The organism is Streptomyces sp. NPDC045470, assembly GCF_040646595.1.
GTDB lineage: Bacteria > Actinomycetota > Actinomycetes > Streptomycetales > Streptomycetaceae > Streptomyces.
In genome coordinates, this window is record NZ_JBEZAN010000004.1 from 1 (window position 1) to 19,426 (window position 19,426).

General features: G+C 71.4%; 18 protein-coding genes and 1 rRNA gene. 14 read left to right on the forward strand and 5 right to left on the reverse strand.

Going from position 1 to position 19,426, the window contains the following annotated elements; all coding sequences use genetic code 11:
* The 8 genes from rrf to AB0A97_RS14280 form a co-directional block, all read left to right on the forward strand.
* Positions 1 to 95, forward strand: a 5S ribosomal RNA gene (gene rrf, locus AB0A97_RS14245); the annotation flags it as partial.
* 162 nt (positions 96 to 257) lie between these two features.
* Positions 258 to 911, forward strand: a complete 654-nt coding sequence (locus AB0A97_RS14250) for an HAD family hydrolase (RefSeq protein ID WP_361148861.1) — start codon at positions 258 to 260, stop codon at positions 909 to 911.
* A gap of 83 nt (positions 912 to 994) precedes the next feature.
* Positions 995 to 2,176, forward strand: a complete 1,182-nt coding sequence (locus AB0A97_RS14255) for an acetoin utilization protein AcuC (RefSeq protein ID WP_361148863.1) — start codon at positions 995 to 997, stop codon at positions 2,174 to 2,176.
* A 274-nt stretch (positions 2,177 to 2,450) separates the two neighbouring features.
* Positions 2,451 to 3,305, forward strand: coding sequence for a phosphatase (locus tag AB0A97_RS14260; protein WP_361148865.1), 855 nt, complete (start codon positions 2,451 to 2,453; stop codon positions 3,303 to 3,305).
* 128 nt (positions 3,306 to 3,433) lie between these two features.
* Positions 3,434 to 3,643: a helix-turn-helix domain-containing protein gene (locus tag AB0A97_RS14265; RefSeq protein ID WP_014144137.1), complete on the forward strand. Its 210-nt coding sequence runs from the start codon at positions 3,434 to 3,436 to the stop codon at positions 3,641 to 3,643.
* Positions 3,644 to 3,762: 119 nt separating this feature from the next.
* The gene (locus tag AB0A97_RS14270; protein ID WP_003948845.1) at positions 3,763 to 3,861 is read left to right on the forward strand and encodes an AURKAIP1/COX24 domain-containing protein; all 99 of its coding nucleotides are present in this window, start codon (positions 3,763 to 3,765) and stop codon (positions 3,859 to 3,861) included.
* A 360-nt stretch (positions 3,862 to 4,221) separates the two neighbouring features.
* On the forward strand, positions 4,222 to 5,271 hold the full coding sequence (locus tag AB0A97_RS14275) for an NAD-dependent epimerase/dehydratase family protein (protein WP_361148868.1): 1,050 nt from the start codon (positions 4,222 to 4,224) through the stop codon (positions 5,269 to 5,271).
* Between the two features lie 14 nt (positions 5,272 to 5,285).
* Entirely contained in the window at positions 5,286 to 6,290 is a 1,005-nt protein-coding gene (locus AB0A97_RS14280; RefSeq protein ID WP_361148870.1) for a lysophospholipid acyltransferase family protein, read from the forward strand.
* 147 nt (positions 6,291 to 6,437) lie between these two features.
* On the opposite strand, the gene AB0A97_RS14285 is transcribed toward AB0A97_RS14280, so the two are convergent.
* The 4 genes from AB0A97_RS14285 to AB0A97_RS14300 form a co-directional block, all read right to left on the reverse strand.
* On the reverse strand, positions 6,438 to 7,667 hold the full coding sequence (locus tag AB0A97_RS14285) for a DUF5667 domain-containing protein (RefSeq protein WP_361148872.1): 1,230 nt from the start codon (positions 7,665 to 7,667) through the stop codon (positions 6,438 to 6,440).
* A gap of 483 nt (positions 7,668 to 8,150) precedes the next feature.
* Positions 8,151 to 8,933: an ECF subfamily RNA polymerase sigma factor, BldN family gene (locus AB0A97_RS14290; protein WP_361148874.1), complete on the reverse strand. Its 783-nt coding sequence runs from the start codon at positions 8,931 to 8,933 to the stop codon at positions 8,151 to 8,153.
* A 564-nt stretch (positions 8,934 to 9,497) separates the two neighbouring features.
* Positions 9,498 to 10,490 (reverse strand): HAD-IB family hydrolase, encoded by a 993-nt coding sequence (locus AB0A97_RS14295; RefSeq protein WP_361148876.1) that lies wholly within the window; start codon positions 10,488 to 10,490, stop codon positions 9,498 to 9,500.
* A 222-nt stretch (positions 10,491 to 10,712) separates the two neighbouring features.
* Complete coding sequence (locus tag AB0A97_RS14300; protein ID WP_361148878.1) at positions 10,713 to 10,991, reverse strand: glutaredoxin family protein; 279 nt, start codon at positions 10,989 to 10,991, stop codon at positions 10,713 to 10,715.
* A 399-nt stretch (positions 10,992 to 11,390) separates the two neighbouring features.
* Here AB0A97_RS14300 and AB0A97_RS14305 point away from each other — a divergent pair, with 399 nt between their 5' ends.
* From AB0A97_RS14305 to AB0A97_RS14330, 6 genes are all read left to right on the forward strand, one after another.
* A complete protein-coding gene (locus AB0A97_RS14305) occupies positions 11,391 to 12,227 on the forward strand; it encodes a redox-sensing transcriptional repressor Rex (RefSeq protein WP_361148880.1) in 837 nt (278 codons plus the stop codon).
* A 64-nt stretch (positions 12,228 to 12,291) separates the two neighbouring features.
* Positions 12,292 to 13,731 (forward strand): glutamyl-tRNA reductase, encoded by a 1,440-nt coding sequence (locus AB0A97_RS14310; protein WP_361148882.1) that lies wholly within the window; start codon positions 12,292 to 12,294, stop codon positions 13,729 to 13,731.
* Positions 13,728 to 14,705 carry a hydroxymethylbilane synthase gene (gene hemC / locus AB0A97_RS14315; protein WP_361148884.1) on the forward strand — a complete coding sequence of 326 codons (978 nt, stop codon included), beginning with the start codon at positions 13,728 to 13,730 and terminating at the stop codon, positions 14,703 to 14,705. Before AB0A97_RS14310 ends, hemC begins: the two co-directional genes overlap by 4 nt.
* Positions 14,702 to 16,351, forward strand: a complete 1,650-nt coding sequence (locus tag AB0A97_RS14320; protein WP_361148886.1) for a bifunctional uroporphyrinogen-III C-methyltransferase/uroporphyrinogen-III synthase — start codon at positions 14,702 to 14,704, stop codon at positions 16,349 to 16,351. Before hemC ends, AB0A97_RS14320 begins: the two co-directional genes overlap by 4 nt.
* Complete coding sequence (hemB, locus tag AB0A97_RS14325; RefSeq protein WP_361148888.1) at positions 16,348 to 17,343, forward strand: porphobilinogen synthase; 996 nt, start codon at positions 16,348 to 16,350, stop codon at positions 17,341 to 17,343. Before AB0A97_RS14320 ends, hemB begins: the two co-directional genes overlap by 4 nt.
* A 100-nt stretch (positions 17,344 to 17,443) precedes the next feature.
* A complete protein-coding gene (locus tag AB0A97_RS14330) occupies positions 17,444 to 18,388 on the forward strand; it encodes a hypothetical protein (protein ID WP_361148890.1) in 945 nt (314 codons plus the stop codon).
* A 58-nt stretch (positions 18,389 to 18,446) separates the two neighbouring features.
* On the opposite strand, the gene AB0A97_RS14335 is transcribed toward AB0A97_RS14330, so the two are convergent.
* Positions 18,447 to 18,923 (reverse strand): hypothetical protein, encoded by a 477-nt coding sequence (locus tag AB0A97_RS14335; protein WP_361148892.1) that lies wholly within the window; start codon positions 18,921 to 18,923, stop codon positions 18,447 to 18,449.
* Positions 18,924 to 19,426 lie beyond the last annotated feature (503 nt).

The window sequence follows — 19,426 nt, forward strand, 5'->3', positions numbered from 1 at the left end:
AAACGCCCGGTTACATTTCGAACCCGGAAGCTAAGCCTTTCAGCGCCGATGGTACTGCAGGGGGGACCCTGTGGGAGAGTAGGACGCCGCCGAACAATTTTTCAGCTCCGGTCCCTGAACCTCTGGTTCAGGGACCGGAGCTTTTTTGCGTTCCAGCGGAGCTTTGGCGGGCTCCGGAACAGGTGAGTCCCGGAAAAGGTGAGATCGGGCATCGCACGATTTTCGGCCCTTCCGGGCATGGCGTTTAGGCTCGAAGGATGCGTTATGACCTCATCATCTTCGACAACGACGGTGTGCTCGTCGACAGCGAGCCCCTTTCCAACACCATCCTTGCCGGTTACCTCACCGAACTCGGCCATCCCACCTCGTACGAGGAATCGCTGCGCGACTACATGGGCGCCGCGGTGCACCGGGTGCACGACCTCGTCAAGGAGCGGACCGGGCAGCTCCTCCCCGAGGACTTCGAGACCACGCTGCACGCGCGCGTCTTCGAAGCTTTCGAGCGGGAGCTGGAGCCGGTCGCCGGCGTGGACGAGGTGCTGGGCAAGCTGACGGCGGACGGGACGCCGTACTGCGTGGCCTCCTCCGGCAGCCACGAGCGGATTCGCGTCGGACACCGCAAGACCGGCCTCGACGAGTGGTTCGAGGAGGAATGGATCTTCAGCTCGCAGGACGTCGGCAAGGGCAAGCCGGCCCCCGACCTCTTCCTCCACGCGGCCCGTGAGATGGGTGTGGCGCCCGAGCGCTGCGCGGTGGTCGAGGACAGCCCGCTCGGCGTCCAGGCCGCCGTCGCCGCCGGCATGGACGTGTACGGCTTCACGGCCATGACGCCGGCGGCGAAGCTCACCGCCGCCGCCGAGGTCACCGGGCTCTTCGCGAGCATGGCGGAACTGCCGGAGCTGCTCGCGTAACCGGAGGCGGCTACCCGAGCACCCGCCTCCCGGCAAGGGGACGGCCGGGTACACCTTTCCGGAGCTCGGATACGGTGACGGGCATGAGCGGCCGTGCACAGCTGATGTGGGACGAGGCAGTAACGGGCTACGACTTCGGGCCCGGCCATCCGATGGACCCGGTCCGGCTCGCGCTGACCATGCGGTTGGTGGAGGCGTACGGACTCGACCGGGGGCCTGACGCGGTGGAAGTCGTGGCCGCGAAGGCCGCCGGGACCTCCACGCTGCGGCTCGTGCACCGCGAGGACTACATCGACGCCGTACGGAAGGCATCGGCCGACCCGAAGGCCGCGGACCCCGTGTACGGGCTCGGCACCGAGGACGATCCGGCGTTCGCCGGGATGCACGAGGCGTCGGCCCTGATCGCGGGGCAATCAGTGGGGGCCGCTGAGGCGGTGTGGCGCGGCGAGGCCCTGCACGCGGTCAACTTCGCGGGCGGTCTCCACCACGCGATGCCCGGCGGCGCGGCGGGGTTCTGCATCTACAACGACGCGGCGCTGGCCGTCGCGCGACTGCTGGAGCTGGGCGCCGAGCGCGTCGCGTACGTGGATGTGGACGTGCACCACGGGGACGGTGTGCAGGCCGCCTTCTGGGACGACCCGCGGGTCCTGACGGTCTCCCTGCACGAACACCCCCGGACGCTCTTTCCGCGCACCGGCTGGCCGGAGGAGACCGGCGGGCGCGGAGCCGTGGGCAGCGCGGTGAACGTGGCGCTGCCGGCCGGTACCGGCGACGAGGGGTGGCTGCGGGCCTTCCACGCGGTGGTGCCGGAACTGCTGGACACGTTCCGGCCCGACGTCCTCGTCACCCAGCACGGGGCCGACACCCACTTCGAGGACCCGCTCGCGCACCTGGCGGTGAGCCTGGACGCGCAGCGGGCGGTGGCGGCCGCCTGCCACGACCTGGCGCACGAGACGGCCGACGGCCGGTGGATCGCGCTGGGAGGCGGCGGTTACGCGGTGGTGGACGTCGTACCCCGTACCTGGACCCACCTGGTGGCGATCGCGGCGGGGCGCCCGATCGAGCCCACGTCCGCGGTGCCGGAGGAGTGGCGGCACGAGGTCTACCGGCGCACGCGCCAGGGCGGGCCGCACCGGATGACGGACGGACGCGGGGCGGGCTGGCGCGACTTCGTCAGCGCCGGTTACGACCCGGCCGACCGCCTGGACCAGGCGATCCTGGCGACGCGCCGGGCGGTGTTCCCCGCGCACGGGCTGCTGCCGTAAGGCACACGGAACCTTTCCGCCAAGACGCACGGATCTTCCCGCCGGGTGCACGGAACGCTCCCCTAAGGCGCACGGAGCGCTCTCGCCAGGCGCAAGGATCGCTGCCGTGGCGCCCAGACGGCTGTCGCAGGACGCCCAGGCTCCCGCCATAGGGCCAGGTCCGCCCGAACCCGGAGGGGACGTGCTTCGGGGCGAAGCCGCACTTCGGGCCCAATACGCCCGGATGTGTGACTACTGGGCGGTTCGGGCATGGACCGGAAGCCTGGGCGTCAGCATGGGAGCCGTGTGGGGCACCGGTGCGGGCACGGACGGGGCGGCGGCGGCCGAAGCGCTGAAGTCGCATGTGGTCAGGGCGCGGCTCGCGGGGACGATCGCGACCTCCAGGGAGAAGAGCCTGACCCGCTACCGTCTCTTCGCGGCCGGCGACCCGCGCGTACTGATCGGCCTGGAGCCCGAGAACGACTGGTCTGTGGCGGAAGTTCTTCAGGTGATGGCTGAGCAGTGTGGAGTTTCGGCCGACCCTGGACATACTTCCGGCCCAGATGTGATCGATCCGCACCGTACGCTGGTGGGGCTCGACGCCTTCGCCGACCGGCTCGGCGCGGCGGCCGCCCGGCACGCTCCGGTACTGATCGGAACGGGCCACCCGCACCGGCTGCTGGGCTTCTACGGCGGCCTGGCAGACGCCCTGTCGGCGGCGGGATGCCCCCTTCTCACCCCGGCGTATGGCCACTGTGTCGACATAGCGACCCGATTCGGGGTACGCACGTACAACCTTGACTACGTACGGGGAGTCGCGCTGATGCGCGAACCGGGCGTGCGGCGCACCGCCGGTGAGCCGGGTGTGCACACGCACTCCCCCCTCCCGGTTCGTACCGCCCTCGACGCCGCGGCAGACGCCGGCGGGCCCCTTCCCGAGCTGGTGATCGGTGACCACGGATGGGTCTGCGGAGCAGGTCAGCTGGGCTTTGAGGCCATCGGCCTGGCGGATACGGACGATCCCGCGCTGTTCGTCGGACAGGCCGAGGGGCGGGTGTCCGCCGTAGTTCCGCTTGATGACGCTGTGCGGTCTGATTACTACCGACCGCTTACTCGCTATGTACTCAATCGAGCGTGTCTGTCACAGTAGGCGGCCGATCGCTGCTCCTCTTCCCCACTCGCATCACCCGCCCCTAACCTGGGGAGTGAGCGCACAGCGACGGGGAGTCACCGGAGGGGAAGCCGGTGCCCGTCATGTGCGGAAGGTTCAGGTGTGTCATGGCTGCAGACCAAAGGCCTCTCAACGAGGTCGTGTTCCTGACCGTGGCGGAAGTCGCCACGGTGATGCGAGTGTCGAAGATGACCGTGTACCGCTTGGTGCACAGCGGTCATCTGCCCGCGATCCGAGTGGGGAGGTCGTTCCGGGTCCCGGAGCAAGCGGTTCACGACTACCTCCGTGAGTCCTATGTGGGGGTGGAATCGGCCTGACGGGCTCAAGGTGACCCTCGGATTACGCCGTAGGCTCGACGGCGGGTAGGCTGGCCCGATGTAGGTAGTGTGGGCTCGGACGCCCCGCACCGAGTGATACGAAGTGAGCGAGGGTAGTCGTGGGCTCTGTTATCAAGAAGCGGCGCAAGCGGATGGCCAAGAAGAAGCACCGCAAGCTGCTCAAGCGCACCCGTGTTCAGCGTCGCAACAAGAAGTAAGCAACGCTGATCGCGATTCCACAGCCTCTCACCGCAGTACGCGGTGGGGGGCTGCGGTGCGTTTGGGCGCCGTTTTGCGGTGCACCCGAGGGGGCGCGGAGCGGGCGGCCGATACCCGGATGGCGTCACCGGTCGGGCGAGGTGTTCCGGGCCGGCGGAGTTTCTCGAAAGTACGGCCCGTGGGGGAGCACGGCTCCGGCCACGCGGAAAAGTCGGCCGACGGGGCGGACAAAGCTCGGGCCAAGGCTTGAAATGTAGCTCAGCGCATCCCGCGGTCATCACAGCGCAACAACGACCCGATAGCGTGGCCGCACAGCTCGGCTCACGCGAGGGACAAAGGGCGGGAAGGAAGGGCTGATCTTGGGAAAGGTCGTGCTCGTCACTGGAGTCGCACGGCAACTGGGGGGCCGGTTCGTACGACGCATTCAGCGCGACCCCGACGTCGGCCGGGTGATCGGAGTCGATGCCGTGGAGCCCGAGCACCCCTTGGGCGGCGCCGATTTCCTCAAGGCCGACATCCGGCATCCGGCCATTGCCAGGGTGCTGGCAGAGACCAATGTGGACACCGTGGTCCACATGGACATCAACGGCACGCCGCTGGGCGGCCGCGGCAGCCGGGCGACGGTCAAGGAGACCAACGTCATCGGCACCATGCAGCTCCTCGGTGCCTGCCAGAAAGCGCCCAACGTCAAACGGCTGGTGGTGAAGTCCAGCGCCAGTGTGTACGGCTCCGCACCCCGCGACCCCGCGGTCTTCACCGAGACCACGCCGCCGAAGTCGCTGCCCAGCGGCGGCTTCGCGAAGGACGCGGTCGAGGTCGAGGGGTACGTACGCGGCTTCGCCCGGCGCCGGCCCGACGTGGCGGTGTGCGTCCTGCGCTTCGCCAACATCCTCGGGGCGTGCGCCGACTCGCCGCTCGCCGAGTACTTCTCGCTGCCCGTCCTGCCCACGGTCCTGGGCTACGACCCGCGGTTGCAGTTCGTCCACGAGGACGACGCGATCGAGGCGCTGTGCCTGGCCTCCGGCAAGCCGCGCCGCGGCACGCTCAACAGCGGCACGTTCAACATCGCGGGGGACGGCGCGCTGCTGCTCTCCCAGTGCTCCCGGCGGCTCGGCCGGCCCACGCTGCCGCTGTTCCTGCCGACCGTCACCTGGGCCGGCTCCGCGCTGCGCTCGGTCGGCATCACCGACTTCTCGCCGGAGCAGATCCGGATGCTCACGCACGGCCGGGTCGTCCAGACGACCCAGATGCGCGAGACACTGGGGTTTCACCCGAAATACACGACGGCGGAGTCCTTCGCGGAGTTCGCCCGCAGCCGTGGGCCCGGGCTGCTGCCGCCCGAGGTCCTCGCCCGTACCGTCGACCGGCTCGCCGCCGTGCTGCCCGCACGCAGCGGCCCGACCCAGTGAGGAGTTCACCCACGATGGCGGACGCCAAGGTCATTCCCTTCGGCGAGGAGCCCCGGTCCCGCAGGAAGACCAAGCGGCCGGGCCGCGGAGGCCGCCGTTCGTCGCTGGCGCCCGTACCGGAGCCGCGGCGGCAGGGCGGGCGGGACCAGGCGGCGGGCGGGCCGCAGGGGGCGCCGGGGGAGTCCCTGGAACAGCGGATCGCCGGCGGCCTGCGCTTCCTGCGCCGGCGGCTCACCGGCGAGTACGAGGTCGACGACTTCGGTTACGACGCGGAGCTGACCGACCAGGTCCTGATGTCGGTGCTGCGGCCCCTGTACGAGAAGTACTTCCGGGTCGAGGTGAAGGGCGTCGAGAACATCCCGGCGGACGGCGGCGCGCTGATCGTCGCCAACCACTCCGGGACGCTGCCCCTGGACGGGCTGATGCTCCAGGTCGCGGTGCACGACCACCACCCCGCCGGCCGGCACCTGCGGCTGCTCGCGGCCGACCTGGTCTTCGTCCTGCCGGTGATCAACGAGCTGGCGCGCAAGGCCGGTCACACGCTCGCCTGCGCCGAGGACGCCCAGCGGCTGCTGGAACGTGGCGAGGTCGTCGGGGTGATGCCGGAGGGCTTCAAGGGCATCGGCAAGCCCTTCGCGGACCGCTACAAGCTCCAACGGTTCGGGCGCGGCGGCTTCGTCTCCACCGCGCTGCGGGCCGGGGTGCCGATCGTGCCGTGCTCGATCGTGGGCGCCGAGGAGATCTACCCGAAGATCGGGGATGCCAAGACGCTGGCGCGGGTGCTGGGTTTCCCGTACTTCCCGCTGACGCCGACCTTCCCGTGGCTGGGGCCGCTGGGGCTGGTGCCGCTGCCGACGAAGTGGACGATCCAGTTCGGGGAGCCGATCCCGACGGACGGCTATCCGGCGGAGGCGGCGGACGACCCGATGCTGATGTTCAACCTGACGGACCAGGTGCGGGAGACGATCCAGCACACCCTGTACAAGCTGCTGGTGCAGCGGCGGTCGGTGTTCTTCTGACGGTGCCGCCCGGCGGGCAGGGGCGGTAGGGCCGCGCGGTACGGGCCACTCGGTACGGACCGTTGCCGTGGAGCGCACGCGACGCCCCGGCGCCGTGTGGTGGCACCGGGGCGTCGGAGCGTCGGGTGGCGGCCCGACGTGGGCGGGTCAGCCCAGCGGGTTCTTGCCGTCGAGGCCGATGTCCGGCAGCAGCCCGGGGAGCAGCGGCGGGATGGTGACGTCGGGCTCGTGCGGCGTCTCCTTGCCCTTGCCGGTGCCCTTGCCGTCCGGTTCCGGGGTGCCGGAGTCGGCGGGCGGGTCGAGCAGGCCGCCCGTGCTGCCGCCGAGCAGACCCTCGTCCTCGTGGGACGGGGACGAGGCCGGCGGGTGCTGCGGCGTGCGCGAGCCGTCGGCCTCGCCGGACGAGGAGGCGCTCTTCCCGGACGGTGACGGGTGATCCGTACGGCCCTGGGTGCTGCTGCCCGGCGCGGGTGCCTCGGGGGCCTTCTCGTGCCGGCTCTCGCCGCCCGGGTGCTTGGGCAGCAGGGAGCGCAGCGGGCCGACCTCTTCGTCTATGGCGTCGAAGACCGAGCTGACCTCGTCGCGTACGTCTGTCAGCTGGGCCGGCAGGCGGTCGCGCAGCCGGGTCCAGCTGTCGCGGTGCGACTTGGTGAAGGAGTTCAGCGTCTGGATGGGGCCGAGGGAGCCGTCGCGCTCGTACTCCTCGTGGAGGAGGCGGTGGCCCTCGCCGGCGTCCTGCTTGACGCCGGACAGCGCCTTGCGGATCTCGCCGAGCGACTCGTGGTCGAGGGGGCCGGAGCGGACGCGCTCCATGAGGCGGTGGGCCTCGAACATGCGGGTGGACGCCTGGTCGAGGAAGAGGCGGCCGCGGTCGGACACGTCGTCCGCCAGGTTGAGCTTCAGGTCCTCCATGCCCCGCTTGAGGGGGTACAGGGAGTCGCCGGGGAGCGCGTCGGAGCTGGCGGCGGCGACGCCGCTGAAGGCGCCGGCCGCGACGCCCACCGTCAGGCCGCCCGCCGCGAGCCCCTTCGACAGCCGTGACCGGGGGCGCAGCCGTCCCAGGGACTTCGCCGCGCGGTGCGCGCCGCGCGTCCCGCGCTGCTGCGGCACCCGTGAGCCGTCGGACGCGGCGCCTTCGGCGAAGGCCGCCTCCATCGCCGCGATGAGCTGGGCCCGGTGGACGGTCTTGACCTCGGGGTCCAACTCCGGCTTGGGGAGTTCTCCGAGGGTGCCGGCGACCGCCAACAGCCTTGTTTCTCCGCACGCTTCCGCCGGTGTGCCGACCTCGTCCTCGGCCGCCGCGCCCGGAAGGACCTGATCCTCCAGGGCCTGGGCGAAGGCGTTAGCCCGCCGGTGCACCGATACGTTCGCGATCACGGGCGGCACCTCCTCTCGTCATCCCGCTCGACTCCCCGGACTGGCTTGACTATCCAGACGGGCCGGAAGGTTGCACGCCCTGTTCGCATCCACTCGATCGAGTGAGAGGGTGCGGGCATGGCGTGACCGCGGGGAGCCTGCGTTCTGCACAACGAGCGCCGCGGCACTTGGGTTACGCACTCACGATGATCTGACCGAACGGTCACGAACGGACACTCCCGGTCGATCACCGCGGTGACCGACGCCGGGCGTGTCAGCGGGCGCGGGCGGTGCGCGCGAGGGCGTACGGAAGGCATGGCCGTCAACATCGGTCCGGGAGATTCAGGCGATCGGGGCGGTGGTCCAAGCGTTAGTCCTGGCGGCGGGCCGGTGCGGACGGCCCGGGGCGGTGAGGCAGGCGGAAGCGCAGTGGGCACGGGGACGCGGGTGGCAACCGGGGCACGGCAGGCGGCACGGACCCGGGCCCGTGCGCCGTGGCGGCGGTCAGCGGGCGTCGTCCGGGAGCAGCCGCGCCAGGGTCCGTACGGCGCGGTACTGCAGCGTCTTGATGGCGCCCTCGTTCTTCCCCATGACCCGCGCGGTCTCCGCGACCGACAGGCCCTGGAGGAAGCGCAGCGTCACGCACTCCTGCTGCTGCGGGTTGAGCTTGCGGACCGCCTCCAGCAGTGCCGCGTTGGACAGGGACTCCAGCACCGAGTCCTCGGGGCTGCGTTCGACCTCGTTGGCGTCGAGCATCTCACCGGTGGTGACCTCCAGGCGGAAGCGCGACGACTTGAAGTGGTCGGCGACCAGGTTGCGGGCGATCGTGACCAGCCAGGCGCCGAAGTCGCGGCCCTGCCAGGTGAAAGTGCCGATGCGGCGCAGGGCGCGCAGGAACGTCTCGCTGGTCAGGTCCTCGGCCGTGGCCCGGCCGCCCACCCGGTAGTAGATGTAGCGGTAGACCGTGTCGGCGTACTGGTCGTAGAGCCGGCCGAACGCGTCCGCCTCGCCGGCCTGGGCGCGCTCGACGAGGTCCATCATGCGGCGGCTGTCGCTGTCGGCGGGACGCCGGGCGGCGGGCGTGCCCGCGCCGCGGCGGGTTCTGCCGCCGGTCTTGGTGACGGTGGTGGTGCTTCCGTCGGCCAGGGCGTAGCAGGGACCGGCGGGGGTGGCTGTGGCGAATGCGGGGACGGCGATCGCGGTGGGGACAAAACTGCGCAGGTGGTCGACGAGTGTCGTACGCAGCGTAGCCAGGCCCGAGGCGTCAACCCCGACGTGTGGGTACACGGGACTCCCAGAGGCAGAGCTTCCATCACGTGCAGTGCGGGACCGTTCACCCGTCGTAGGGACGCGTGGGTACCGGTTTGCGTCTGAGGAGAATAACGCTTCGTACAGGCAGCGCTACACCCAGTTGCTCAAATCATCGATTACTTCTGGTCCGTTACGAATTCATGCCCGATCAAGTATCGATTCCTGAGCAGATATTGATCAGAAAGGAACGTGATCTGCCTGGTTGCGGGGCGTCTTGTGGCGGACCGTCGGTGACGGGACTGTGCGTGAGGGGGTGGGGGTATGCAAGGGGGATGGCCGGGGTGTGCTCGGCGTGGGGTGCGTGCTGACGCACGGTTCGCATTGCGTGCGTTGTGGGGGCGGGGGCAGGGGCGCGCAGGGGGCCAACTCTCCCCCAGCCTCCGGCCGTGGGGGCGCCCCCGGCCGGAGGCTGGGGGAGAGTGACCCCGGAGTGACCCCGAGCCCCCACCCGCCGGGCCCTCCGCGCAGCACGCGCACCCCCACCAGGCCGAAGGCGGGGACGCACCCCCGGAGGCAGAGGCGGCAGCCGGAAGAACCGGTTCAGCGCCTCCGCCGCTGGAGCGCCACCGCCGCGGCCGCCCCGCCCGCGAGCGCGCCCACGCCGGCCGCCGCCGGGATGCCGATCTTGGCGGCCTTGCGGCCGGTCCGGTAGTCGCGCAGTCGCCAGCCCTGTTCGCGGGCGTGCTTGCGCAGTCGTCCGTCGGGATTGACCGCATACGGGTGGCCGACCAGCGACAACATCGGGATGTCGTTGGCGGAGTCGCTGTAGGCGGCGCAGCGCCCCAGGTCCAGGCCCTCGGCGGCGGCCAGGGCCCGTACGGCCTCGGCCTTGGCGGGGCCGTGCAGCGGCTCGCCGACCAGCTTGCCGGTGTAGACGCCGCCGACGGACTCGGCGACGGTGCCGAGCGCGCCGGTCAGCCCGAGCCGCCGGGCGATGATCGTCGCGGTCTCGACGGGGGCGGCGGTGACCAGCCAGACCTTCTGGCCGGCGTCCAGGTGGGCCTGGGCGAGGGCGCGGGTGCCGGGCCAGATCCGTTCGGCCATGTACTCGTCGTAGATCTCCTCGCCGATGGTCATCAGCTCGGCGACGCGGTGGCCCTGGACGATGGAGAGCGCGCTGTTGCGGGCGTCCGCCATGTGCTCGGGGTTCTCCGAGCCGATGAAACGGAAGTAGATCTGCTGCCAGACGAAGCGGGCCAGGTCACGCTTGTGGAAGAAGCGCCGCTTGTACAGGCCGCGTCCGAAGTGGAAGAGGGACGCGCCCTGCATGACGGTGTTGTCGAGGTCGAAGAAGGCGGCGGCGTGGGTGTCGCCGACGACCGGGAACTCCGGTTCTTCGGGGTCCTCGCCCTGGGTGGCCGCCTCCTGTGCCTCGGCCTCCAGTGAGGACTTGCGCGCGGCCTCGGCGGCAGCCTCGCCTGCGAGCACGCTGCGCGCGGTGGCGTGGCGCCTACGGCGGTTGAACCACCCCGTGGGGAGGAGCGCGCCGTAGGCGTTCCTACGGGGACGGCGGGCGGACGACGGGTGGGCCATGTAGCTAGCGTAGCCAGGTTGTTCGGTGCGGCCGGTTACGGCCGGATGTCGGGCGGCCGCGGTCCGGCGGACCGTTGCGTTACGGCCATCCCGGGACGGCGCCGGGCGGCCGGGGCGTGCGCTGCCGTGCGGGCGTACGCCGGGCGGTTCCGGTGCCGTACGGGGCCTGGCCTGCGGGGCGTAGACGGGCTCGTACCGCTGCCGGGCCGGCGGCTCGTACCGTCAGGCGCCCAGTGCCTTGCGCAGCCGCTGGGGGTCGACCCGCCAGAAATCGTGCTGCGCGCCGTCCACGAGGACGACCGGAATCTGTTCCCAGTACTTGCGGTAAAGCTCCTGGTCCTGGGTGATGTCCTTCTTCTCCCAGGAGGCGCCGGTCTCGGCGCAGACGCGCTCGACGACTTCCTGTGCGACATCACACAGGTGGCAGCCGGGCTTGCCGATGAGCGTGACCGTGCTGTCGGCGGGGTTCTTGCGGGTGCTGCGGCTGAAGAGGGAGGCCATGACCGTAATTGTGCCTCCGTCCGGGGCGCTGCCGGGTCGCCGTCGCGTCGCCGGCAGTTGCTGTCGTGTCCGCGTCACTCCGTCGCCGTGCGGGGCGGATAGTCGCCTGAGTCGACTACCATCGGTGGGCGATTTGTAGGTTTCCGGGGTGATAGCGGTGAGGAGTGAGGGCGCGTGCGGCCGTCGGCGCTCCCGTGTTACCGGCGCGAAACGTGTGAACGGTGCGCCGGGGGAGTTGGTTCCGCGAAGCGGTGTAAAAGCCGCGTGACCCCGGTCACTTTGGCCGGACAAAGCGGACACCATCTTTGTGCACGCGTTCACAAAGACATAGCCTGCTGTCGACGGGGCGGTCGGGAAACCTACGGCCGTCCACAGCCCCGCTCTACCCGCAGGAGCACCGTGGCAACTGGCCGAACTCACCGACCGGCGACCCGAAGCCGAGGGATTCCCGAGGCCACCGTCGCCCGGCTTCCGCTGTATCTGCGCGCGCTGACCGCGCTCTCCGAGCGCTCGGTCCCCACGGTCTCCTCCGAGGAACTCGCCGCCGCCGCGGGGGTCAACTCCGCGAAGCTGCGCAAGGACTTCTCCTACCTGGGCTCGTACGGCACCCGCGGGGTCGGTTACGACGTGGAGTACCTCGTCTACCAGATCTCCCGCGAGCTGGGTCTGACGCAGGACTGGCCGGTCGTGATCGTCGGTATCGGTAACCTCGGCGCCGCCCTGGCCAATTACGGCGGCTTCGCCTCCCGCGGGTTCCGCGTCGCCGCGCTCATAGACGCCGACCCGGCGATGGCGGGCAAGCCGGTGGCGGGCATCGCCGTCCAGCACACCGACGAGCTGGAAAAGATCATCAAGGACAACGGCGTCTCGATCGGCGTGATCGCGACGCCCGCCGGCGCCGCCCAGCAGGTCTGCGACCGCCTGGTGGCCGCCGGCGTCACCTCCATCCTGAACTTCGCGCCGACCGTGCTGACCGTCCCGGACGGCGTGGACGTGCGCAAGGTCGACCTGTCGATAGAACTGCAGATCCTGGCCTTCCACGAGCAGCGCAAGGCGGGCGAGGACGCGGGTCAGGACGACGAGTCCGACGACGCCCGCGCCGTCGCCGCGCGCGAGGCCCGGCGGGCCGTGCGCGAAGTGCGCGAGGCCGCGGGCAAGACCGGCCCGGACGCGTCCACCGGTGCGTCCGACCGCAAGGGACCCGACGGGGACGTACCCGCCGTGATGCCGGCATGAGCGAGCGAATCAACAAAAGGCGCGTCACAGGCGAAGGCTGTGCCTCGCGTGGCGAGGTGAAAGCATGAGCCTCCTCGTTGTCGGGCTCAGTCACCGCAGTGCCCCCGTGAGCGTGCTGGAGCACGCGGCCATCGCCCCCGAGGCGCGCGGCAAGCTGCTCCAGGACACGGTGTCGGCGGAGCCGGCCGCCGAGGCCGCGGTGCTCTCCACCTGCAACCGCATCGAGCTGTACGCCGACGTGGACAAGTTCCACGCCGGTGTCGCCGAGCTGTCCACCCTGCTGGCCCGGCACAGCGGCGCGGGCCTGGACGAGCTGACCCCGTACCTGTACGTGCACTACGAGGACCGGGCCGTCCACCACCTCTTCTCGGTGGCCTGCGGCCTGGACTCGATGGTCGTGGGCGAGGGCCAGATCCTCGGCCAGATCAAGGACGCGCTCGCGGTCGCGCAGGAGCAGCACACCGCGGGCCGGCTGCTGAACGACCTGTTCCAGCAGGCGCTGCGGGTCGGCAAGCGGGCCCACAGCGAGACCGGGATCGACAAGGCGGGCCAGTCGCTGGTCACCTTCGGTCTGGAGCAGCTGGCGGGCGACACCGACGTCGCCGAGTGGGCCCGGGGCAAGCGTGCCCTGGTCATCGGCGCCGGGTCGATGTCGTCGCTGGCCGCCACCACGCTCGTACGGGCCGGGGTGAGCGAACTGGCGGTGGCCAACCGAACGGTGGAGCGCGCCGAGCGGCTGACGCGGATCCTGACCGAGCCGGGCTCGGCGGGCGCGCTGAACGGGCTGACCGCCCGCGCCGTGGCGATGACCGCCGTACAGTCCGAGCTGGCCCTGGCCGACGTCGTGGTCTCCTGCACGGGGGCCACCGGCCTGGTGCTGACCGGCGAGGCGATCGAGACGGCCGCGGAGACCCGCGCCGCCCGGATCGCGGCCGGTGACGGGTACGCCGGTACCGCGGGCGGTTCCGGCAGCGCGGTCGCACCGGCACCCGAGCTGGCGTTGCTCGACCTGGCCATGCCGCGCGACATCGACGCCGCCGCCCACCGGGCCGAGGGCGTGCGCCTCGTCGACATCGAGTCCCTCGCCGACGCGTCCGCGGACGCGCCGATGGCGGCCGACGTGGACCGGGTGCGCGGCATCGTCTCCGACGAGGTGGCCGCGTTCGGCGCGGCGCAGCGGGCGGCGCACATCACGCCGACGGTGGTCGCGCTGCGCACCATGGCGGCGGACGTCGTGGCGAGCGAGATCGCCCGGCTGGACGGCCGCCTTCCCGACCTCGACGACAAGGAGCGCGCGGAGATCACCCAGACCGTGCGCCGGGTCGTCGACAAACTCCTGCACGCGCCCACCGTGCGGGTCAAGCAGCTCGCCAGCGAACCCGGCGGCGCCGGTTACGCGGACGCGCTGCGAGAACTCTTCGATCTCGACCCGCAGACGGTTGCCGCCGTCAGCCGGGCCGACACGCGGGCCGACGGCCCGCACACAGCACGGGAGCGGGCATGACTGACAGCAATCCACGGGCCCTGAGGCTGGGGACCCGGCGCAGCAAGCTCGCCATGGCCCAGTCCGGGACGGTGGCGGACGCGGTGCGCGAGGTCACCGGCCGCCCGGTAGAGCTGGTGGAGATCACCACCTACGGCGACACCTCACGGGAGCACCTGGCGCAGATCGGCGGCACCGGTGTGTTCGTCTCCGCGCTGCGCGACGCGCTGCTCGACGGGACGATCGACTTCGCCGTGCACTCGCTCAAGGACCTGCCGACCGCGCAGCCCGCCGAGCTGGCGCTGGCCGCCGTACCGCCGCGCGAGGACCCGCGTGACGTACTGGTGGCGCGCGACGGTCTGACCTTCGAGGAGCTGCCGGACGGTGCCCGTGTGGGGACCGGCTCGCCGCGCCGCATGGCGCAGTTGAACGCCTGGGCGCGTTCGCTGGGCCGGCAGGTGGAGGCCGTGCCGATCCGCGGGAACATCGACACCCGTATCGGTTACGTCGAGAAGGGCGAGCTGGACGCGGTCGTGCTGGCCGCGGCCGGGCTGTCCCGGCTCGGCCGGATCGAGGAGGCGACGGAGCACCTGTCGTCCGACATGATTTTGCCCGCCCCCGGCCAGGGGGCCCTGGCGGTGGAGTGCGCCGCGCACAACGCGCAGCTCGCCGCCCAGCTCGCCGAGCTCGACGACCCGTTCACCCGGGCCGCCGTGACCGCCGAGCGTTCCCTGCTCGCCGCCCTGGAGGCCGGCTGCTCCGCACCTGTGGGTGCGCTGGCCGACCTGCAGGCCGACGGGCAGGCTGTCACCGAAATGCGCCTGCGTGGCGTCGTCGGCACGACCGACGGCTCGACGCTGGTGCAGCTGTCCACCACCGGACACGTACCCGCCTCTCTCGGCGACGCGACGACCCCCGTGAACATGGGGCGCGAACTCGCCGCCGAGATGCTCGCGAAGGGTGCGGCCGGTCTTATGGGGGAGCGAGCACTTTGAGCCCCACCGCCCCGAATCACCCTGCCGTCGGCCAGGTCACCTTCATCGGCGCCGGCCCCGGAGACCCGGGCCTGTTGACGTTGCGTGCCGTCGAGGCACTGGCCCGCGCCGACGTGCTGGTCGCCGACCCGCAGGTGCTCGACGTCGTCCGCGCGCATGCGCGGCCGCATGTGGACACGCCGCAGCAGCCCACGGCTGACGAAGCGTCAACCACCGCTGGTGTACCCGCGCTTAGGGACACCACCAATCTTGTCATGTCGGCTGTGCGCACCGGCAAGCGGGTGGTGCGTGCGGTGTCCGGCGACCCCGGACTGGACGCGCACGTCGCCGAGGAGATGCTGGCGTGCGCCGCCGAGGGCGTCGTCTTCGAGGTCGTGCCGGGCATCGCCGCCGCGGTCGGCGTGCCCGCGTACGCCGGTGTGCCGCTGCGCGACGCGGACGGCACGGACGTGCGGTTCATCGACGCGCGGACCGCCGGCGAGCGCTGCTGGACGGAGGTGGGCGCCAGCGACGCGACCGCCGTCGTGTCCACCTCGCTGGACTCGGTGGCCGCGGCGGCCGGCGAGCTGGTCTCCGCGGGCCGCAAGCCGGACACGCCGATGACGGTCACCGTCGCCGGTACGACGACACGCCAGCGCACCTGGAACGCGACGCTCGGTTCGGTCGCCCAGGTGCTGAAGGCCGCGAAGGTGCTGCCGTCGGCGGACGGCGGGCAGCCGGTCATAGCCGTGGTCGGTGAGCGCGGGGCCGCGGCCCGGCGCGACCAGCTCTCGTGGTTCGAGAACAAGCCGCTGTTCGGCTGGCGGGTCCTCGTGCCGCGGACCAAGGAGCAGGCCGCGTCGCTCTCCGACCAGCTCGTCGAGTACGGCGCGGTGCCGCACGAGGTGCCGACCATCGCCGTGGAGCCGCCGCGCACCCCGCAGCAGATGGAGCGCGCGGTCAAGGGCCTGGTCACCGGCCGTTACGAGTGGATCGCCTTCACCTCGGTCAACGCCGTCAAGGCGGTCCGGGAGAAGTTCGAGGAGTACGGGCTGGACGCCCGCGCGTTCGCCGGGATCAAGGTCGCGGCGGTGGGTGAGCAGACCGCCAAGGCGCTGATCGCCTTCGGTGTGAAGCCGGACCTCGTACCGTCGGGTGAGCAGTCCGCCGCCGGGCTGCTGGAGGACTGGCCGCCGTACGACCCGGTCTTCGACCCGATCGACCGGGTGTTCCTGCCGCGTGCCGACATCGCCACCGAGACGCTGGTGGCGGGCCTGATCGAGCTGGGCTGGGAGGTCGACGACGTCACGGCCTACCGGACCGTACGGGCCTCGCCGCCGCCGCAGGAGACCCGCGAGGCGATCAAGGGCGGCGGTTTCGACGCCGTGCTGTTCACCTCGTCCTCCACGGTGCGCAACCTGGTCGGCATCGCCGGCAAGCCGCACAACGTGACCGTGATCGCCTGTATCGGACCGGCCACCGCAAAGACCGCCGAGGAGCACGGGCTGCGCGTGGACGTCATGTCGCCCGAGCCGTCGGTGCACAAGTTGGCCGAAGCGCTCGCGGAGTTCGGCGCGGCGCGGCGCGATGCCGCGCTGGAGGCCGGTGACCCGGTCACGCGTCCCAGTGAGCGCCGGCCCGGATCGCGTAGGAGGGCTCGCAGTTGAGCAGCAGTACGTACGGCACTTTCCCCGGCGCGCGGCCGCGCCGGCTGCGCACCACGCCGGCCATGCGCCGGATGGTCGCCGAACACCGCCTGCACCCGGCGGACCTGATCCTGCCCGCGTTCGTGCGGGAGGGGATCTCGGAGCCGGTGCCGATCGGCGCGATGCCGGGCGTCGTGCAGCACACCCGTGACACGCTGCGGAAGGCCGCCGTCGAGGCGGTCGAGGCGGGCGTCGCCGGGATCATGCTGTTCGGCGTGCCGGAGGACGCGAAGAAGGACGCGGCCGGTACGGCCGGCACGGACCCGGACGGCATCCTCCAGCAGGGCATCCGCGATGTGCGCGCCGAGGTCGGCGACGACCTGGTGATCATGTCGGACCTGTGCCTGGACGAGTACACCGACCACGGCCACTGCGGCGTCCTGGACGCCGAGGGCCGGGTGGACAACGACGCGACGCTGGAGCGCTACGCCGAGATGGCGCAGGTCCAGGCGGACGCGGGCGTCCATACGGTCGGCCCGAGCGGCATGATGGACGGCCAGATCGGCGTCATCCGTGACGCGCTGGACCAGACCGGCCACGAGGACGTCTCGATCCTGGCCTACACCGCGAAGTACGCCTCGGCCTTCTTCGGCCCGTTCCGCGAGGCGGTCGGTTCGTCCCTCCAGGGCGACCGCAAGACCTACCAGCAGGACTACGGCAACTCCCGCGAGTCGCTGCGCGAGCTGGCGCTCGACCTCCAGGAGGGCGCCGACATGGTGATGGTCAAGCCGGGCATGCCGTACCTGGACGTGCTGGCGAAGATCGCGGAAGCGGTGGACGTGCCGGTCGCCGCGTACCAGATCTCGGGTGAGTACGCGATGGTCGAAGCCGCCGCCGAGAAGGGCTGGATCGACCGCGACGCGGCGATCCTGGAGGCCCTGACCGGCTTCAAGCGCGCGGGCGCGGACATGATCCTGACCTACTGGGCGACGGAGGTCGCGCGCAAGCTCTAGTTCCCCACCTGTACCTCTGCTGTTGCGGCGTCGCACGCGTGTACCCAAGTCCCGTACCGGGCACAGGACATGCGACGTAGCGACAGGGAGGGGTGTGGACATGAGGATTTGCCTGGAGAGATGGCGGCGCTCCGTCGGGAGCGCCGCCGTCGCGCTGTGTACGGCGGCCGGTCTCGGCGGGGCGCTGGCCACGCCGGCCGCTGCGGCGGCCGGGCCGACGCCGGTCACCTCGTACACGTACACGAGCGTGGCGGGGGACTACATCGGGCAGGGCAGGGCCGGTACGTACCGGGAGCCGACCGCGAAGATCACCCTGACCGGGAACGCCGGGGAGGTCCGCGTCCGGGTCGAGGGCGCCGAGGACCTGTGGGACATCGACATCGCCGCCCCCAAGGGCGAGCAGTTGCGCCCCGGCGTCTACCGTGACGCCGAGCGGGCCGCGTTCCGCACCGGCCGCTCGCCCGGCCTCGACGTCGGCGGCAACGGCCGCGGCTGCAACGAGGTGTACGGGCAGTTCACCGTGGACCAGATCGCCACGGACGCGTCGGGCGCGGTCACGCTCCTCGACGCCTCGTACACGCAGAAGTGCGAGTCGGCGGCGGCCCAGCCGCTCAAGGGGACGGTCAAGTACCGTGCGCTGCCGCTGTCGTACACGTACAAGAGCGACGTCGGCGACTGGGTCGGGCAGGGCAAGTCGGTGACGCACACCGGCGCCACCAGCACCTTCCGGCTGTCGGACAGCTACGGCGGCGGCGTCTCGTTCGGGGTCGAGGGCAAGCGGGAGTACTGGACGGCGGAGTTCCGGCCGCCGACGGGTGAGCGGCTGACCGCCGGGCGTACGTATCAGGTCACCGGCGCCGAGGGCGCTGCCACGCTGGAGGTCCACGGCAACGGGCGTGCCTGCGCGGACGCCAGGGGCGCGTTCACCGTCGACCGCCTGTACTTCACCGAGGAGGGCAAGGTGACCGGCCTTTCCGCCCGCTACCGGCAGGTCTGCGGCGGCGGCGCGGCCGGGATGTCGGGCACCGTGCACTACGCGGCCTGACCGGCCGGTACGGGCCGCGTCCCGTCGGGGACGCGGCCCGCGTGCTGAGCAGCGCTGCTCAGCGCAGGTCGAAGCTGACCGAGCTGGCCTTGTCGTTCATGCCGTCGCCGACGTACGGGACGTACCCGTAGTACGTCTGCTTGGCGCCGCGGAAGTCGCCGTGCTCCCAGAGCGTGATCGGGCAGGCCACGCCCTCGACGGAGCTGATGTTGTCGTTGTAGCCCCACGTGCCGAGGCTGTGGAACTCCGGGTAGCGCCAGTTGCAGCCGACGCTGCCGCGCAGCGCCAGCTCGCTGCCGCCGGAGTTGGCGTCGGTCCACATCTTGCCGAGGATCTTGTAGTCGGCCTTGGCGTTGCCGAACCGGTCGGCCTGCGCCCGGGTGGCGAAGCAGCCGCCCTGGCCGGTGTCGACGATGTAGGTGCAGTACGTGCCCTGGGGGGCGGGCGCGGTGGCGGTGGCAGGGGAGACGGTCGTGGCGGTCGCGGCGAGCGCGAGGGCGGCTACGGCCAACGCGGGTCTGAGCACGGGCTTCATGGCTCTCCTTGGTCGGTGTCCCGGGCGGTGTGCCAGGGAAGAGGCACGTCGGGGAACAGATGGCGCATGTCGGGTGTGTCGCACCTGTCGGCTGTTTCGTACATGCGAGGCAAAGCCAAGCAGGGCCTGGGGGTGTTGCGGCAGAGCCAAAAACGCGCATCAGAAACCGGTGGGGCGAGCGCGGTAGTTGGCCGACGAACGACTTCCGCGGGTGAGTCCGGGCAGGAGCAGCCGTTTCCTCGAACGTCCGGCGGCGTGGTGGTGCGTCGTCCGACCAGTGCGTGCGTGCCGCCGTGGCCTGGGCGCCGGGGGAGGCGGCTGAGGGGACGGCGGACGGGTTGGGTCCATACCGGGCGGCCGGATACCGGTCGCGAGGGCGCCTTGACCGTCCGCCACCTCCTTTCCGCCCCCGCGCCCAACTCCTCGAACGTCCGAAGCAGTTGGCCGGTTCCGTGACTTGTGACCCGTTCGTGGCGTCCGCATAATCACAACGCTCTGCCGCG

Bases quoted from the DNA above. Each gene is read 5' to 3' on its own strand.
- AB0A97_RS14335 (WP_361148892.1), bottom strand. From the start codon at position 18,923: ATGAAGCCCGTGCTCAGACCCGCGTTGGCCGTAGCCGCCCTCGCGCTC.
- AB0A97_RS14280 (WP_361148870.1), top strand. From the start codon at position 5,286: ATGGCGGACGCCAAGGTCATTCCCTTCGGCGAGGAGCCCCGGTCCCGC.
- AB0A97_RS14250 (WP_361148861.1), top strand. From the start codon at position 258: ATGCGTTATGACCTCATCATCTTCGACAACGACGGTGTGCTCGTCGAC.
- AB0A97_RS14300 (WP_361148878.1), bottom strand. From the start codon at position 10,991: ATGGCCTCCCTCTTCAGCCGCAGCACCCGCAAGAACCCCGCCGACAGC.
- AB0A97_RS14255 (WP_361148863.1), top strand. From the start codon at position 995: ATGAGCGGCCGTGCACAGCTGATGTGGGACGAGGCAGTAACGGGCTAC.
- AB0A97_RS14265 (WP_014144137.1), top strand. From the start codon at position 3,434: ATGGCTGCAGACCAAAGGCCTCTCAACGAGGTCGTGTTCCTGACCGTG.
- AB0A97_RS14295 (WP_361148876.1), bottom strand. From the start codon at position 10,490: ATGGCCCACCCGTCGTCCGCCCGCCGTCCCCGTAGGAACGCCTACGGC.
- AB0A97_RS14260 (WP_361148865.1), top strand. From the start codon at position 2,451: ATGGGAGCCGTGTGGGGCACCGGTGCGGGCACGGACGGGGCGGCGGCG.
- AB0A97_RS14310 (WP_361148882.1), top strand. From the start codon at position 12,292: ATGAGCCTCCTCGTTGTCGGGCTCAGTCACCGCAGTGCCCCCGTGAGC.
- hemC (WP_361148884.1), top strand. From the start codon at position 13,728: ATGACTGACAGCAATCCACGGGCCCTGAGGCTGGGGACCCGGCGCAGC.
- AB0A97_RS14330 (WP_361148890.1), top strand. From the start codon at position 17,444: ATGAGGATTTGCCTGGAGAGATGGCGGCGCTCCGTCGGGAGCGCCGCC.